Genomic DNA, 15161 nt, shown 5'->3' with positions numbered 1-15161 from the left:
GTTCTTCTTGCATACCCATATATTTCTTATACCGTTCTTCTGTATAATATCTTCTTCCTTTTGGGTTTCGGTAAGCAGGTAAAACACCTTGATTGTCCTACCTTTGCAATATCTTAACAGAGACATTAAGCATTTCTGAAAATTCTTTCGGTTTATATTGTTTCATAATTACTTTTTGCTATATATGCACACTTTTGTCTATGTTTTTTTTACTGTTTCTTTCTCCTCCATTCCTTGTTTGAATTGTACCATAATTCTCAATATTACAGTGCGGTGAATGAAATTCACAAAACGAATCCAATATAAAAAAGCAGATACATCCCGTATCTGCTTCTTATTACTTTATCCCGCTTTAACGGGCAGTAAGACCCCCACCTCATAATTTAGCGAAAGCAAAGAATTTAGGTGGGGGATCAACTGCCCGTAAAAGTCCGATTGGTTCAACTAATAATTAGTGGGGGATGAAGAACCCCCCACTGATTAAAGTTTCACTTTATTTAGCTAACGTTTGAAGCTCTTCGAAGAATGTAGGATATGATACGCCTACTGCTTCTGCATCTTCAATTGTTGTTTTTCCTTCTGCGATACATCCAGCGATCGCAAGCATCATTCCGATGCGGTGGTCACCGTAACTATTTACTGTATTACCTTTTAGAGCTGATTTCCCGTAAATAATCATTCCGTCATCAGTTGCTTCTATGCGAGCTCCTAGCTTCGTTAATTCTGCAACGACTGTATCAATACGGTTCGTTTCTTTAACTTTTAATTCGTGCGCATCTTTAATAACCGTAATTCCTTCTGCTTGTGTTGCTGCTAAAGCAATTACAGGAATTTCATCAATTAATCTTGGAATAATATCTCCGCCAATTTCAGTTCCTTTTAATGAGGATGTTTCAATTGTAATGTTTGCAGCTGGTTCTGATGCTCCTTCGTTAATTGGTTCTACAGTAAACGTAGCACCCATTTTCTCTAATACATCAATAATACCAGTACGAGTTGGATTCATCCCTACATTTTGTAATACTAGTTTACTATTTGGAATGATTGCGCCCGCTACTAGGAAAAATGCTGCTGACGATACGTCACCTGGCACTTGAATGTCTGTTGCTGTTAGCTTTTGTCCACCTGCAAGTTTTACTGTTTTTCCTTCGCGCGTTACTTTAACGCCAAATGCTTCAAGCATTCTTTCCGTATGATCGCGTGAAATATGTGGTTCTGTAACAGCTGTTACACCTTCTGCTCGAAGTCCTGCAAGTAAAATAGCTGACTTAACTTGTGCACTTGCTACAGGTGAAGTGTATTCAATTGCTTTTAAATTCCCGCCACGTATCGTTAACGGTGTAAACGTTCCTTCTTCGCGGCCATCAATGTTTGCACCCATTTGTTTTAATGGATTTGTAACACGTTTCATCGGTCTTTTTGCAATAGATGCATCACCTTGTACACAAGAGAAAAATGGTGTATTTGCCAAAATTCCTGACATTAAACGTATTGTTGTACCAGAATTACCAACATCTAATACAGCTTTCGGTTCTTGTAAACCTTCTAATCCTTTACCAACTACAGTGACTTCATCACCATTTTGCACGATGTCTACTCCCATTTCTTTAAAGCAAGAAATCGTACTTAAACAGTCTGCACCAGGCAAGAAACCTTTAATTGTTGTTTTTCCTTCTGCAATCGCGCCGAACATGACAGCGCGGTGTGAAATGGATTTATCACCTGGAATTGTAATGTTGCCATTTAATCCGTTATTAACAGGTTGTATCGTTCTTTCCTTCACGTTTTCACCTTCTCATTTAAATTGTTTCATAAGTTTGGTATTTTTCTTCTCCAAGCGCTAGCTTTGCTTTCATACGATCTTCTTCTCTTTGGAAGCTAATACGTAACACCCCAAGCAATCCTTCACGCGCTTCTAATATTTGCAAGTTCGTAATACTAATTTCTTCGCGCGCTAAAATGCTCGTAATGTGAGCCAATGCTCCTACTTTATCTAAAACATCGACGTATAAGTCGTGATAGGCAGGAATTGCTCCTCTTTTTCGTACTGGTAAAGAGTCACGGTATTCTTTCGCGTCTGCAAAATAGTTTTGAATCTCGTCTGCATCTCCGGTAGAAACTGTATCATATAAATCTTCCATTTCAGAGATCCACTCTTTTAATAATACCATTAAATGCTCACGATTTTGCTTAACAATATCACTCCACATTTTTGGGCTACTAGATGCGATACGTGTAATGTCTTTAAAACCTCCGGCAGCTAGTTGATGAATGAGGGGATTATCTCCTGCATGTTTCTCCACTTGCTTTACTAATCCAGCGGCGATAAGATGCGGAAAATGACTAACAATTCCTGTTACATAATCATGTTCTTCCGTATTTAAAACGAGAAAATGAGATCCTGTACCTTGCAACCAACGCTTTAGTTCTTCTACATGTTCATTTGGCACATGATTCATCGGTGTCAAAATGTAAAATGCATTTTCAAATAAATGTGCTTTTGCACTTTCAACGCCCGTTTTATGAGAACCTGCCATTGGATGTCCACCAATGAAAGAAACTTCCTTTGAAAATAAAGCTTCCGCTTCATTCATAATCGTCCCTTTTGTACTACCAACATCGGTTACAATAACATCTTCTCGTAAACGAAATGACGCTAATTTGTGTAATAACTTCTTCGTTTCTTCAACTGGAGAAGCAAAAACAATTAAATGAGCCTCTTCACATGCATGCTGTAAATCTACAGCTACTTCATCTACTACGTGTAATTCTTTTGCACGCTCTACTTGTTCTTGAAAAATATCATAACCTGTTATCGTTACATCGTGCTCTTTCTTAATTGCTAATGCGAGAGAGCCTCCGATTAAACCAGTTCCAATTAAAACTACCTTTTTACGCATTTGCCTCATCTCGAGACTTTCTTTTTTTATTTTCAAAGTGTTGTTGTAACACTGAAATCACTCCTTCATTTTGTTCCCTTGTTCCGACTGTAATACGGACACCATTTGGGAATGGACGAATAATAAATCCTGCGTGTGCACAAGCCTCATAAATATCCCCAGCATTCTCAACTGGCAAGAAGATGAAATTTGTTTGCGATGGATAAAATGGAATTTCATTTTCCTTACAAAATCTTTCGTATTGTTGTAATCCTTCTGTATTCACACGAACTATTTCTTCAATAAACTCGTCATCATCAAAAGCAATCGTCGCTGCTTTTTGCGCTAATGAAGATACGTTAAATGGCAAACGTACGACATTTAATTTCTCGATTAGCTCTTCGTGTCCAATCGCATATCCAACGCGGAAAGAAGCTAATCCATATGCTTTAGAAAATGTTCTAAGTACAAGAATGTTTTTATGTTTTTCTAAAAGCGGTAATGTCTCTGGGAAATCTTTTGCTGTTACGTATTCATAGTACGCTTCATCAATGACAATTAACGTATTTTCACTAATACCTTCAATAAATTGAGACAATTTTTGATCATTCAAATATGTGCCTGTCGGGTTATTTGGATTACAAATCCATACGATTTTCGTATTATTATTTACCGCTGACGAAATTTCGTCTAAATCGTATACTCCGTTATTTAAAGGAATTTCCTTCACTTCACAGCCTTCAATAATTGCATGATGACGGTACTGAGGGAATGTCGCACCAGCCGTCACGATGTTATCTCCTGCTTTAAGTACTGCACGGCTTATTATTTGAATGACTTCATCTAATCCACTACCGCAAAGTACTTGTTCCATTTGTACATGTAACTTATTTGCAATTGTTTGACGGAGCGTTGTAGCACCTCCGTCAGGATATAAAGCATGTGCCAACCACGATTTTTGCAACTCATCTAAAACACGTGGTGAGCAGCCGAATGGATTTTCATTCGATGCTAATTTCACAAATGTATGATTTCCGTACACTTCTTTCATTTGTTCAGGTGATTTACCTGGTGTATATGGTTGTAATGATGAGAGTTGATCTTTTACTTGCATGTTAAAACCACCTTTTTATTAAAATTCTTTTGCGTATTTGTTATGTTGCGTAAGGTTTTGCTGAATTAATTCTATACGATCTTTTCCGAATTGTTCGACTAGTGCGTGTGCAAGTTCCCATGCTACAACAGATTCAGCTACTACACCTGCTGCTGGTACTGCACAACTATCAGATCTTTCAATACTCGCTTGGAATGATTCTTTCGTATCAATATCAACACTCGCTAACGGTTTGTATAATGTAGGTATTGGTTTCATAACACCTCTTACGACAATTGGCATGCCTGTTGTCATACCGCCTTCTAAACCGCCGGCATTATTCGTTTTTCTCGTGTATCCTTGTTCTTCATCCCATAAAATTTCATCATGCACTTTACTTCCTGGCTGTCTTGCTGCTTCAAAACCAACACCAATTTCAGCACCTTTAAATGCATTAATACTCATAATTGCACCAGCTAGTTTTGCATCTAATTTACGATCGTAATGAACGTAACTACCAACACCTATCGGCATGCCTTCTGCAATGACTTCAACAATGCCGCCGATTGAATCTCCGCTACTTTTAGCGTTATCTATCGCATCCATCATCTCTTGTTCTACTTCTTTATCTAAACATCGAACTGGTGAGTTTTCAGTAATTGTTTGAATCTCTTCAATTGATAAGTTTGAAATATGTTTTGCTTTTACTCCCCCAATTTCAAGTACATGCCCTGCAATTTCTACGCCTAATTCTTTTAAAATTTGTTTCGCAACTGCACCAGCAGCTACACGAACTGTCGTTTCTCTTGCAGATGAGCGCTCTAGCACGTTTCTTATATCACGGTGACCGTATTTAATTGCCCCGTTTAAATCCGCATGTCCTGGACGTGGTTTTGTAATTGTACGTTTCATTTCTTTACTTTCTTTTTCCGAAATTGGCTCTGCACCCATTACTTTCGTCCAATGTTTGAAATCATCATTTTTTACGATTAACGTTATCGGCGAGCCCAGTGTTATCCCATGACGAACACCACTTACAATTTCAACTGTATCAGTTTCAATTTGCATACGTCTTCCGCGTCCGTGCCCTTTTTGTCGTCTTAATAATTCTTTATTAATATGTTCCGCTGTTAATGTTAAACCTGCTGGTACACCTTCTAAAATAACTGTTAACTGCGGTCCATGTGATTCTCCAGCTGTAATGTATCTCATTTCTCTTGCCCCTTTACTATTTTTTTGTACAAAAAAGTCCCTACTGAGCGCTCAGTAGGGACGATTTTTATCGCGGTACCACCCTAGTTGTAGACAACTTTCGTCTACCTCTCTTCTTCTTTAACGATCATTTGACCGTCTTTACCTCCAACAGTTGGCGGAAAAGATGCTCCAAGGCTGTAATTCATGCTTATCTTTGTACTGATTCACACCGACCATCAGCTCTCTATAACAGGGAGATAAGCACTACTGTTTCCTCTTCAGCGCATATATGATATGGAATTAAGATAATTTATTTTTGAATCCTTTTAACTCATCCATGAATCTATGGAATTCTGGAATATCCATTTGTTGTGCAGAATCTGATAATGCAACTGCTGGGTCTGGATGTACTTCAGCCATTACTGCATCCGCGCCAATTGCAAGTGCTGCTTTCGCTGTTGGTAATAATAAGTCTCTACGTCCAGTTGAATGCGTTACGTCAACGATAACTGGTAAATGTGTTTCTTTCTTTAAAATCGGTACTGCTGAAATGTCTAATGTGTTACGTGTTGCTCTTTCGTATGTGCGGATACCGCGCTCACATAGAATAATTTGGTCGTTACCTTGTGCAATGATGTATTCAGCTGCGTTAATGAATTCATCAATTGTTGCTGCTAATCCACGTTTTAATAATACTGGCTTGTTAACTTTACCTACAGCTCGTAATAAATCGAAGTTTTGCATGTTACGTGCTCCAACTTGAATTACATCAACGTAGTCTAATGCCATTTCAACATCGTTCGGATTTAAAATTTCACTAATGATCGCTAAGTCGAACTCATCTGCTACTTGGCGTAATATTTGTAATCCTTCTACTCCTAAACCTTGGAAATCGTAAGGAGATGTTCTCGGTTTGAACGCACCACCGCGCATTAATTTTAACCCTTGGTCTTTCATCGCTTGCCCTACTTGGCGAACTTGCTCTAAGCTTTCTACCGCACATGGCCCCATAATGAACGTTTGTGTTCCGTTTCCAATTAATTCACCTTTTACATCAACAATTGTGTTTTCTTGTTTCTTTTTACGTGATACTAGTAATGCTTTACGATTATCATCTTCTTGTAATTCTAAGCTTGCTTTGAAGATTGTTTTGAAAATATGTTGAACCGTTGACGTTTCGAATGGTCCTTCGTTATGTTCTGCGATCATATCAAGTACTTCACGCTCACGTACTGGATCAAAGCGTTTCGTACCTTGTACTTGCTTTTGCTCTCCAATTTTTTGAACGATTTCACCACGTTTGTTTAAAAGGTGTAATAGTTGTAAGTTAATTTCATCTACCTGTTTACGTAATTGATCTAATTCATGATTTGCCATTTGGAAATCCTCCTCTAATGTTTTAAAAGTATAGTAAGAGAATGAAAAATTCTCTATTTTCTGAACTGATAAATTATACAAATTTTAAGTGGAATCGATACCTCTTCTTATTTTAAACGAATACTTACTATAAGGACACTATCTACTAGATAAAAACCCACTTTTTTGTACAAAAAATCCCTACTGATTCAATCAGTAGGGACGATATTTATCGCGGTACCACCCTAGTTGTAGACTTCTTTCGTCTACCTCTCTTCATTGTTAACGATCATCTGACCGTCTTTCCCTTCATAAAGACAATATTATCTTTACTACGAAAAAGATGCTCTAGGACTGTAATTCGCTCTTGTTTTTGTACTGGTTCGCACCAACCACCAGCTCTCTGTTACAGGGAAACAACAACTACTGCTTTTCCTTTCAACGCATGTATATTTAATTTTCAAGTTGGACCACTAAAATACAAAAAGTCCCTACTGAATAAATCAGTAGGGACGATATTTATCGCGGTACCACCCTAGTTGTAGACTAACTTTCCGTCTACCTCTCTTCACTGTTAACGATCAATTGACCGCTTTTTCTTCATAAAGACGAAACTATCTTTATTACGAAAAAGATGCTCCAAGACTGTAATTCATGATTATCCCTGTACTGGTTCACACCAACCACCAGCTCTCTGTTACAGTAAGACTAACCACTACTGTGATCTCTTCATTGCACTTTGTTTATTCAAATGTTTTTTGAAATTGAATAAGTATGATTCGTATTATAGAACGCTTTTCAAAACACTGTCAACAACTTTTTATATATTTTTTAAAATTCCACTTTCGCCCTACATTTCTTCTTGTAAATTCTCCATAACAATTCCGATGCGAATTATCTCATTATCTATTGCATTTAATACATACTTTTCTACTCCGTACCGGATTAATACTTCTTTTATTCGAATGATTTCCGTTTCAAGTAAATCGGCTTCCTGAAGCGTTTGCAGTAAAGTAAAAAATACATTTGCATACAAATCTTTGGACATTTTTATACGCTCTTTCTTTTCAAGTATTTCGTTCAATAACTGTTTTATCTCCGTTTGATTCCCTTTTCCACCCACGTCCGAAAATGATTTACATATTATCGATAATCCTCTTTCTACTATTTCATCCATAAATAAAATAATACGTAAAAGCATTACATATTCTCTAGCTGTGATTGCACCCATTTTCGGTCGCTCTCGCAAAAATATACTGAGCCAAGCTGTCCAAAATTTTTGTTGTTCTTTTACACTTAACGTTTTGACGTAATAGCATAAAAACTGCATAAATTTAATTTTATTTTCTTCATTTTCTTGTATAAGCAACGGGTATAACCAATCTGTTTTTTGCTCCCAATACAATACACATTTAATAAATACAAAACTAAGCCATTTCAAGAAAGCTTCCCTCGTATGCGGATGCAATACTTCCAAATGTTCTACCGCATACTTAATAAATCGCTTCATTTCTGTAAATAAAGGCAAATTGATTTGCGTGTAACATAAGCCTGCCCATGCATATTTCGTAATCTCATTTTCCTTCTTTAAATCTAAGTACGGTAACAAATATTTTCGGCACCATTGCTTCTCAATATGATAAAGAAATGTTATATCTGCTACTAAACGAGCTAACATATAATTTGTCCGCTCTGAGCTAACTCTTACTTGTTCTTCAAATAAAAATAAATATTCATACACGTTTCGATCGTATAAATGATCATATGATAACAGTTTTAATAATACAGCTGTCATTTTTCCAACAGGATGCTGGATTGATTCATTGTAAAAATCTTGTTTTCCAAGCTTAAAATCTGTATCACTTTTCATTACTTGAGGGAATACCGAAAAAGCAAACCGTTTCACATTGCGTATGCTATTTTCCTCTAGCTCCTCTAATCGATTACTAATCTCATATAGAAAACTACTTATTAACCAATGAAAAGCAGTATTTCTAACAAATTTCTGCAATAGCGGAATAACTTTTTGGATTTGTTCATTTGTCAGTCCTCGGTTATTTCGCCACTCTCTAATACAAACAAACCATACTTCATTACTTATTTCATGCATACTAACTAATTGATAAGCAAATGAAATACTCCATTCTATATTCAATTTACATGCTTTCGATAACATCTCTAAAAAATGACGTTGTTCAAAAACTCCGTCTTGAGAAAATTGCAGAACTTGTTTCATAATTTCATTGTCTTTCAGCTGTAATAATCCATCAGCAGTTACATTACAAGTAATACTTTGTTCTGCGGTTTCTTTCTTTTGTACACTGTATCGCTCAGAATGAAAGTGAGGATGTTTTTGCTTCATTACCTCATAACCTTTTGCTGTAGATGGACTATTTGAATCACAAGTGAACAATAAATCTAATACGAAACAAACATCAAATGCTCTCTCCTCTGCAAGGTCTTTCAGTACAATCTGAATGACTTCTTCCTTTGTTTTTTCTAGAGAAGATGCGAAATGATTTTTTATAAGTTGAAAAACTTCGTGTTTATACGTGACATCTAAAAGAAGTCCTTCATGTAACAACCATTTTATTTTGTCATCAGCGCTAACAAATATGTTTTTATTCATTGCATCAATTGCAATTCGGGTCTGAAGCACGCTGTTTGCTTCTATCATTTCTGTAATATAATAATTTGCTTTTTTCTCATTGTTTTCACATAAATAAGCTAAACACTCTTTTACAATTTGAATTAAAAAGGCAAGATCATTTTGCTGAAACTCTTTTTCAGCATTTTCCTTATCCTTTTTTTTCAAAGCCGTTTGTCGTAGTGATAACAGTCGCATCTTTTCTATTCCCATCATCATAATTGGTACGGCGTAATAGGAAATATACGGTTTCATCTTCTCATTCCACATTTGCTCCACATAAGAAAATGTAGACAATGGTAAACGACTCGATTCCTCAAGTTCTATCGATTCTTGTGTATCATTTCCCCATTTTCTTTCCCGCTTCAACTTAAGCTTTCCATCCAAAATAAACGTTAGTAACAATAAAGCAATCTCTTTATGCTCAGGAAAAGAACATTTTTGCAGTAAATAAGAAATTTTTTCAATTGATTTACTATCTTTTTCAGCTGTTTCTAGTAAAAGAAGTGTCCATCTCGCAAACAACAACGGGTCCATCTCAATTTTCGTCTCGTTTAAGTAGCTACAAATTGTTTTCCATAATAACGGAGATAGTTTAGAATGATTTTTAAAAATTAATTGAAATAATTCTTTTTGATGACTAAAAAGAAATTGTTCCACTAACCATTCTGCAAGTAGTTCATCTACCTCATTATCATTTAATGTAACTAAAAATAAATTTTGTAATTTCCCTTCTGCTTCAAGCCATTCCACCCATTCATAATCATGAGCAAATTCAACAAAGTAGCGGACTGTTTCAATTTTTTTTATGGATTGTTTTATGTATGATAATTGTTCCTGCTCTACTGAAGGCGGAACTGTTACTATGTCACGAATTCGCATTCGTTTTGTAATATAATTATCTCCCATTAATTCCGCCCATCGCTTCACTGCTTTAACGAGTGATTGATGATTATTTCCTTTATTCGGATATACAATCGGCCGTATTCCTAAATGCTCCCAGTGGTACGTATTTTCCCCTTGTGCAACAAATGCATAACGCCTTGTACTTGGCGGTAAACCAGTCGCTAAATATTTCATTACTGGGTCATTATGGCTATATCCAACGAATAAAACGGTATAATTCGAGAATAAATCCACTAAAAATCTTCTTGCCCATCCTTCCGTCAAGTAAGCCCTTCCAAAATCACCATCTGTTAATATTAATGCTTCTTTCTCTTGTTCTATATTGCCATGTATGTAAGCGAGACCTTTAAACGCTCGACCTGTAGGTAACGCAGGTGCGTAATATACGTTTAATTCTCTATTCATTTCTTTCATCGCAGTTGTAAAATGCCGATCAAAATTTGTCGTTACAATACGGACTTCTGTATCTAAAGGAAACAACCTCGGAATCGCATAATGAAGCGGATTCGGCTTTGACTTTTCAGTATGAACTAAATCTCTTGCAACTTGATGTACATCTTTTGTTTTCGCAATTTTACCAAGATAATAATCATGTGGTTCTGTTATTTCACGTGTTTCCACATATAACGTTTTTGCAATTTCATCAACTAGATCATCAAAATTCGGTAAGTTTGATTTCCCTTTCATAGAAACTCCCGCTCCAACAAATAGTACTAACTTTCCTTGTTCAAGATGATCAATTAACTCATCTGGAATTTCTACTTCTGAAGTAATCCACACCATGGATTCCCCCTTACCTAAAAATGTCATATACTCTCATTTTACTATAACATTTTTTCTTTGTTTTTTTAATATTTAGACAAAAAAACGAACGTGAAAAAGTTTTATGTAAATATATTTGTTACAATGTATGAACTCCTAAATTTATTGTAAAACTATGTATAAATCGGAGGTGTAAATATTGAATGGTTTTACTGTAGTACTTATTAAGTTTATATCGTGCATTATCGCATTTAGTATTGGACTCGCTTTATTTTTCCCTGCAACATTCGTCCAAATTATTTCATTTAGTCTCTTTGTTACAATCGTATCCTATATGTTCGTCGACAAAATCATATTAAACCGAATTGGCAATACTGGCGCCATTATGTCGGATTTCTTACTAACGTATTTAAGCGTATGGATTTTCGGTAATATTTTATTAGACAATTACATGCAAATTGCATGGGGCAGTTTCCTTTCCGCTACTGTCTTTACATTATCTGAAGTAATTGTGCATCGCTTTTCTAACTCACACACAAGGCACAACAATGATAACATTCATATTAATCGCCGCTTTGCATATGGTACGGAATTTGCTGAAGAGCAGAATATATTGGATAAAGATAAGAAGAAGTAACTTTTTGATGCAGGAGCGCCCTTTTAATTATGTGGTGCTCCTTTTTTATATATTCATTATGATACGTGAAATTATATGAACGATGTTTTCAAGATATCGTTCATATAATAAAAAAACTACCTCTTATTTAGAGGCAGTCCCTTTCAAATCTTTTAACGTAACAACATTAGCAAACGCTCCAAACACTACATTATGATGCTTTACAATGTCTTCCGCACGTAACACTTCTGTATTAAACGTACTATGCGCATCACTCACTAACGTTACTTTATACCCTTCACTAAACGCTCTTCGCGTTGTCGTATCCACACAGTACTCTGTTTGCATACCTGAAATCATAACGTGTTCAATCCCTTTTTCTTGTAACACTTCGTTTAAGTTTGTCTTATGGAATGAATCTGGCGTCGTCTTTTCAACGATACGGTCTCCTTCTTGCGGAGCAATCGCCTCATGTACTTTCCAACCATCCGTACCTTTTTCTAACGGATGATCTTTTGGTCCGTTATGTTGTACATAAATAACTGGAATATCATTAGACCGACATTCCCCAATAAGTTCTTGCAATATTTCTAAAAACTTCTCCCCATTATGTACTGGCATTCCTGCTGTATACATACCTGCTTGCACATCAATTACTATTAAAGCTTTTTTCATTTCGCGCAGCTCCCTTTTTTGTATATGTCTCTATATATTCATCATAATACAAAACTTCAATTACATTAGACCAATTCAAGACTGATCCGATAAAATCTTTTATATCAAGCCCAGGCATTTCATATACTTCTTCATCGTTAGCAGTTCCTGTCGCATCTTCAATGAGCGTAACTTTATAGCCTTTTTCAAAAGCAGCGATACTTGTAAATAAACAGCAAAATTCCGTATTAAATCCAACGATTACAACATGATCAACTTTATGTTTTGTTAATATCTCTTCAACACTTGTTCCTTTAAAAGCACTAGGTGTTGTCTTCTTAACTACATAATCCGCAAACTCGGCATATTCTTCTACTAATTCGCTGCCGGCTGATTCAAAATACAACGTACTTTCTGGATTATTATCTCGGTGTTTTAAGAAAATAATAGGTTCATTTTCTGCTTTAAATCGTTTTAAAAGATTTGTGATTAACTCTTTTTCAACAGAAAAATCTTTACACTCTAAAATCGCCTTCTGCATATCTAATACAAGTAGCGCCTTCATTTATATCATCTACCCCCAATAGTTTTATACTCCATCATCCAACAATCTTCTAATTCCCCCTCATGCAGCTCATGTCCCTTTAATATCTTCACCTTTTTAAATCCGCATTTTTCATAACAGTTTATCGCACGTTCATTATTTACTTTCGGGTCCATTGCGATTGCTTCTGCTCCCGTGTTCTCCATAATATATGTAATTGCTGCCTGAACGAGTTTCGTTCCAATTCCTTTTTCCCAATAAGTCGGCTCACCGATAAATTGATCCATTCCCCATATATTTTGAGATTCTTCATAGCCATATAATGCTTTCCACTCAGAATCAACTGGATACATTTGAATATAACCAATCGGCATATTATCAAACTCAATTACACACCTTTTTTCATGACAATTGGGATTATGTATGAAATGATCCAGTACCATTTCTACAGATTGCGGATTATCTCGCCCTTCGTAATACTGCAAGACTTCTGGGTCTGTTAACCATTTTGAAATGACCTGTGCATCCTCTTCTTTTACGTACCGTACCGATACATGATCTTTTTGAAATAACATATAATACCTCTTTTTAATTATTTATATTTTTCCTTGTTGTGAAATCTTTCATTGCACCTATTAATGCGTATGGTAACAATGTAATCGCAAAAAATGCTGTAAACACATTAAAATGAGGAATTTCATATGGAGTGAACCATTCCGTGAAAAATTCAGAATGTAAAATTCTATTTAAAAACTCTCCACTTGGCTTAAAATTTGGTGCCCATCCTGTAATCTCACAAATAATAAATAGTAATTGAACAATTATAAATGCCCCTAGATAGCGAAACCATGTCCGTTTCCAAATCGGCTGCGCCTTATTTAATTCATGTTCCATCTAACTCCCACCTTTTTATTTCAATCCTATTAATTATACACTTTCCGCACTTTATTTGTTAAAATTTTCTATATACTCATTCGCGCTGGGGGAATACATTATGTCTAATCCTATACTTAAATCAACTTTAATCATTCTTAGAGGCAACTCCGCAAGTGGTAAAACAACAATCGCAAAGCAACTACAAGAATATTTCGGACAAGGTACACTTTTAGTATCACAAGATGTTGTACGTAGAGATATGCTTAGAGTACACGATACGATGGGGAATTTATCACATGATTTACTATTTGAAATTACAAAGTACGGAAAAGGAAAATGTAAATTTGTTATTTTAGAAGGCATTTTAAACAGTCGTAGATACGGTGATATGCTGAAAGAATTAATACATTTTTTCGAAGGAAACGTCTATACATATTACTTTGATTTATCGTTAAAAGAAACGATTCGACGACATAACACAAGGGACAAACGACATGAATTTGGTGAGGATTCCCTAGAAAAATGGTATAATCCGCACGATACAATTGAAGTTACCAGAGAAGCTATTTTTACAGATAACTTCACGCAAAAAGATATATTTGATGCGATCCTTACTGATGTTGCGATCCAAAAATAAAAGCCAGTCTCAATAAAGAGGACTGACTTCTATCTAGTTAACTATATTTATTATAAAATTTTAACTTTAACTGTTTGTCTTCCCCAATTCATAGCTTTACTTTTTGAGCCCATTAAAACATCAATACGATTTCCTTTAATAGCACTTCCAGTATCACCAGCGATAGCTTCGCCATAACCTTCTACCCATACTTTAGATCCTAATGGGATTACTTTCGGATCTACTGCGATAATTCTCATATTCGGATTAGCCGTTAAATCATGCCCCATCGCAGTTAAAACGCGTCCACCATATGTACCATTTTCACTTGGATCAGCAGTATATGCTGTCGCTACTACCGTTAATTCACGTTTAGCAGACTGTATGTTATTTTTAGCCTCTTCTTTTGCTTTTGCTTCTTCTTTAGCTTTGGCTATTTCTCTTGCTTTAGCCTCTTCTTTTGCCTTTGCTTCTTCTTTAGCTTTGGCTATTTCTCTTGCTTTCTCTTCTTCCTTAGCCTTTGCTATTTCTCTTGCTTTAGCCTCTTCTTTTGCCTTTGCTATTTCTCTTGCTTTAGCCTCTTCTTTTGCCTTTGCTATCTCTTGGGCTTTCTCTTCTTCCTTAGCCTTTGCTATTTCTCTTGCTTTCTCTTCTTCCTTAGCCTTTGCTATTTCTTGGGCTTTTGCTTCTTCTTTAGCCTTCGCTATCTCTTGGGCTGTGGCCTCTTCTTTAGCCTTCTCTTCTTCCTTAGGCTTTACTACTTCTTGGACTTTCGTTTCTTCCTTAGGCTTTACTACCTCTTGGACTTTCTCTTCTTCCTTAGGCTTTACTACTTCTTGGACTTTCTCTTCTTCCTTAGGCTTTACTACTTCTTGGACTTTCGCTTCTTCCTTAGGCTTTGCTACTTCTTGGACTTTCGCTTCTTCCTTAGGCTTTACTACTTCTTGGACTTTCGTTTCTTCCTTAGGCTTTACTACTTCTTGGACTTTCGTTTCTTCCTTAGGCTTTACTACTTCTT

Annotated in this window: 13 protein-coding genes, 1 pseudogene and 3 other annotated features; of the genes and pseudogenes, 2 read left to right on the top strand and 12 right to left on the bottom strand. The window is 36.0% G+C overall.

From position 1 onward, the window contains the following. The 7 genes and pseudogenes from FOT98_RS33070 to FOT98_RS26415 form a co-directional block, all read right to left on the bottom strand. Positions 1-166, bottom strand: a pseudogene (locus FOT98_RS33070) (MerR family transcriptional regulator); the annotation flags it as partial. A gap of 327 nt (positions 167-493) precedes the next feature. Beyond that, the gene (gene aroA / locus FOT98_RS26440; RefSeq protein WP_063260561.1) at positions 494-1783 is read right to left on the bottom strand and encodes a 3-phosphoshikimate 1-carboxyvinyltransferase; all 1290 of its coding nucleotides are present in this window, start codon (positions 1781-1783) and stop codon (positions 494-496) included. 16 nt (positions 1784-1799) lie between these two features. Further along, positions 1800-2900 carry a prephenate dehydrogenase gene (tyrA, locus tag FOT98_RS26435; protein WP_063260560.1) on the bottom strand — a complete coding sequence of 367 codons (1101 nt, stop codon included), beginning with the start codon at positions 2898-2900 and terminating at the stop codon, positions 1800-1802. Further along, on the bottom strand, positions 2893-3993 hold the full coding sequence (gene hisC, locus FOT98_RS26430) for a histidinol-phosphate transaminase (RefSeq protein ID WP_063260559.1): 1101 nt from the start codon (positions 3991-3993) through the stop codon (positions 2893-2895). Before hisC ends, tyrA begins: the two co-directional genes overlap by 8 nt. Positions 3994-4011: 18 nt before the next feature. Beyond that, positions 4012-5184 carry a chorismate synthase gene (gene aroC, locus FOT98_RS26425; protein WP_061679623.1) on the bottom strand — a complete coding sequence of 391 codons (1173 nt, stop codon included), beginning with the start codon at positions 5182-5184 and terminating at the stop codon, positions 4012-4014. Between the two features lie 53 nt (positions 5185-5237). Further along, positions 5238-5457, bottom strand: a binding site (T-box leader). A gap of 9 nt (positions 5458-5466) precedes the next feature. After that, positions 5467-6543 (bottom strand): bifunctional 3-deoxy-7-phosphoheptulonate synthase/chorismate mutase, encoded by a 1077-nt coding sequence (locus FOT98_RS26420; RefSeq protein WP_001273575.1) that lies wholly within the window; start codon positions 6541-6543, stop codon positions 5467-5469. A gap of 194 nt (positions 6544-6737) precedes the next feature. Next, positions 6738-6973: a binding site (T-box leader), on the bottom strand. 54 nt (positions 6974-7027) lie between these two features. Continuing rightward, positions 7028-7264 (bottom strand) — a binding site (T-box leader). Positions 7265-7372: 108 nt separating this feature from the next. Next, on the bottom strand, positions 7373-10885 hold the full coding sequence (locus tag FOT98_RS26415) for a DUF4020 domain-containing protein (RefSeq protein ID WP_080467546.1): 3513 nt from the start codon (positions 10883-10885) through the stop codon (positions 7373-7375). A gap of 151 nt (positions 10886-11036) precedes the next feature. Here FOT98_RS26415 and FOT98_RS26410 point away from each other — a divergent pair, with 151 nt between their 5' ends. Then, positions 11037-11474, top strand: coding sequence for a YndM family protein (locus FOT98_RS26410; protein WP_001013095.1), 438 nt, complete (start codon positions 11037-11039; stop codon positions 11472-11474). 123 nt (positions 11475-11597) lie between these two features. On the opposite strand, the gene FOT98_RS26405 is transcribed toward FOT98_RS26410, so the two are convergent. From FOT98_RS26405 to FOT98_RS26390, 4 genes are read right to left on the bottom strand one after another with little or no spacing between them, the layout of a single operon-like run. Beyond that, entirely contained in the window at positions 11598-12128 is a 531-nt protein-coding gene (locus FOT98_RS26405; RefSeq protein ID WP_063260558.1) for a cysteine hydrolase family protein, read from the bottom strand. Further along, on the bottom strand, positions 12103-12672 hold the full coding sequence (locus tag FOT98_RS26400) for an isochorismatase family protein (RefSeq protein WP_063260557.1): 570 nt from the start codon (positions 12670-12672) through the stop codon (positions 12103-12105). Before FOT98_RS26400 ends, FOT98_RS26405 begins: the two co-directional genes overlap by 26 nt. Before the next feature lie 5 nt (positions 12673-12677). Then, positions 12678-13226 (bottom strand): GNAT family N-acetyltransferase, encoded by a 549-nt coding sequence (locus tag FOT98_RS26395; protein WP_063260556.1) that lies wholly within the window; start codon positions 13224-13226, stop codon positions 12678-12680. Between the two features lie 13 nt (positions 13227-13239). After that, complete coding sequence (locus FOT98_RS26390) at positions 13240-13545, bottom strand: YfzA family protein (RefSeq protein ID WP_063260555.1); 306 nt, start codon at positions 13543-13545, stop codon at positions 13240-13242. Positions 13546-13645: 100 nt separating this feature from the next. On the opposite strand from FOT98_RS26390, the gene FOT98_RS26385 reads away from it, so the two are divergent. After that, positions 13646-14164, top strand: a complete 519-nt coding sequence (locus FOT98_RS26385) for a kinase (protein WP_063260554.1) — start codon at positions 13646-13648, stop codon at positions 14162-14164. 50 nt (positions 14165-14214) lie between these two features. On the opposite strand, the gene FOT98_RS26380 is transcribed toward FOT98_RS26385, so the two are convergent. Then, the coding region (locus tag FOT98_RS26380) for a 3D domain-containing protein (RefSeq protein WP_260851142.1) at positions 14215-15161 on the bottom strand (947 nt) is incomplete at its 5' end.

Source organism: Bacillus sp. HY001 (genome assembly GCF_007558965.1).
Classification (GTDB): Bacteria; Bacillota; Bacilli; order Bacillales; family Bacillaceae_G; genus Bacillus_A; species Bacillus_A mobilis.
Note: the sequence above shows the minus strand (reverse complement) of the source record. Positions and strands in the feature narration are given on the sequence as shown.

Bases quoted from the DNA above. Each gene is read 5' to 3' on its own strand.
- FOT98_RS26400 (WP_063260557.1), bottom strand. From the start codon at position 12,672: ATGAAGGCGCTACTTGTATTAGATATGCAGAAGGCGATTTTAGAGTGT.
- hisC (WP_063260559.1), bottom strand. From the start codon at position 3,993: ATGCAAGTAAAAGATCAACTCTCATCATTACAACCATATACACCAGGT.
- tyrA (WP_063260560.1), bottom strand. From the start codon at position 2,900: ATGCGTAAAAAGGTAGTTTTAATTGGAACTGGTTTAATCGGAGGCTCT.
- FOT98_RS26420 (WP_001273575.1), bottom strand. From the start codon at position 6,543: ATGGCAAATCATGAATTAGATCAATTACGTAAACAGGTAGATGAAATT.
- aroC (WP_061679623.1), bottom strand. From the start codon at position 5,184: ATGAGATACATTACAGCTGGAGAATCACATGGACCGCAGTTAACAGTT.
- FOT98_RS26395 (WP_063260556.1), bottom strand. From the start codon at position 13,226: ATGTTATTTCAAAAAGATCATGTATCGGTACGGTACGTAAAAGAAGAG.
- FOT98_RS26415 (WP_080467546.1), bottom strand. From the start codon at position 10,885: ATGACATTTTTAGGTAAGGGGGAATCCATGGTGTGGATTACTTCAGAA.
- FOT98_RS26390 (WP_063260555.1), bottom strand. From the start codon at position 13,545: ATGGAACATGAATTAAATAAGGCGCAGCCGATTTGGAAACGGACATGG.
- FOT98_RS26405 (WP_063260558.1), bottom strand. From the start codon at position 12,128: ATGAAAAAAGCTTTAATAGTAATTGATGTGCAAGCAGGTATGTATACA.
- FOT98_RS26385 (WP_063260554.1), top strand. From the start codon at position 13,646: ATGTCTAATCCTATACTTAAATCAACTTTAATCATTCTTAGAGGCAAC.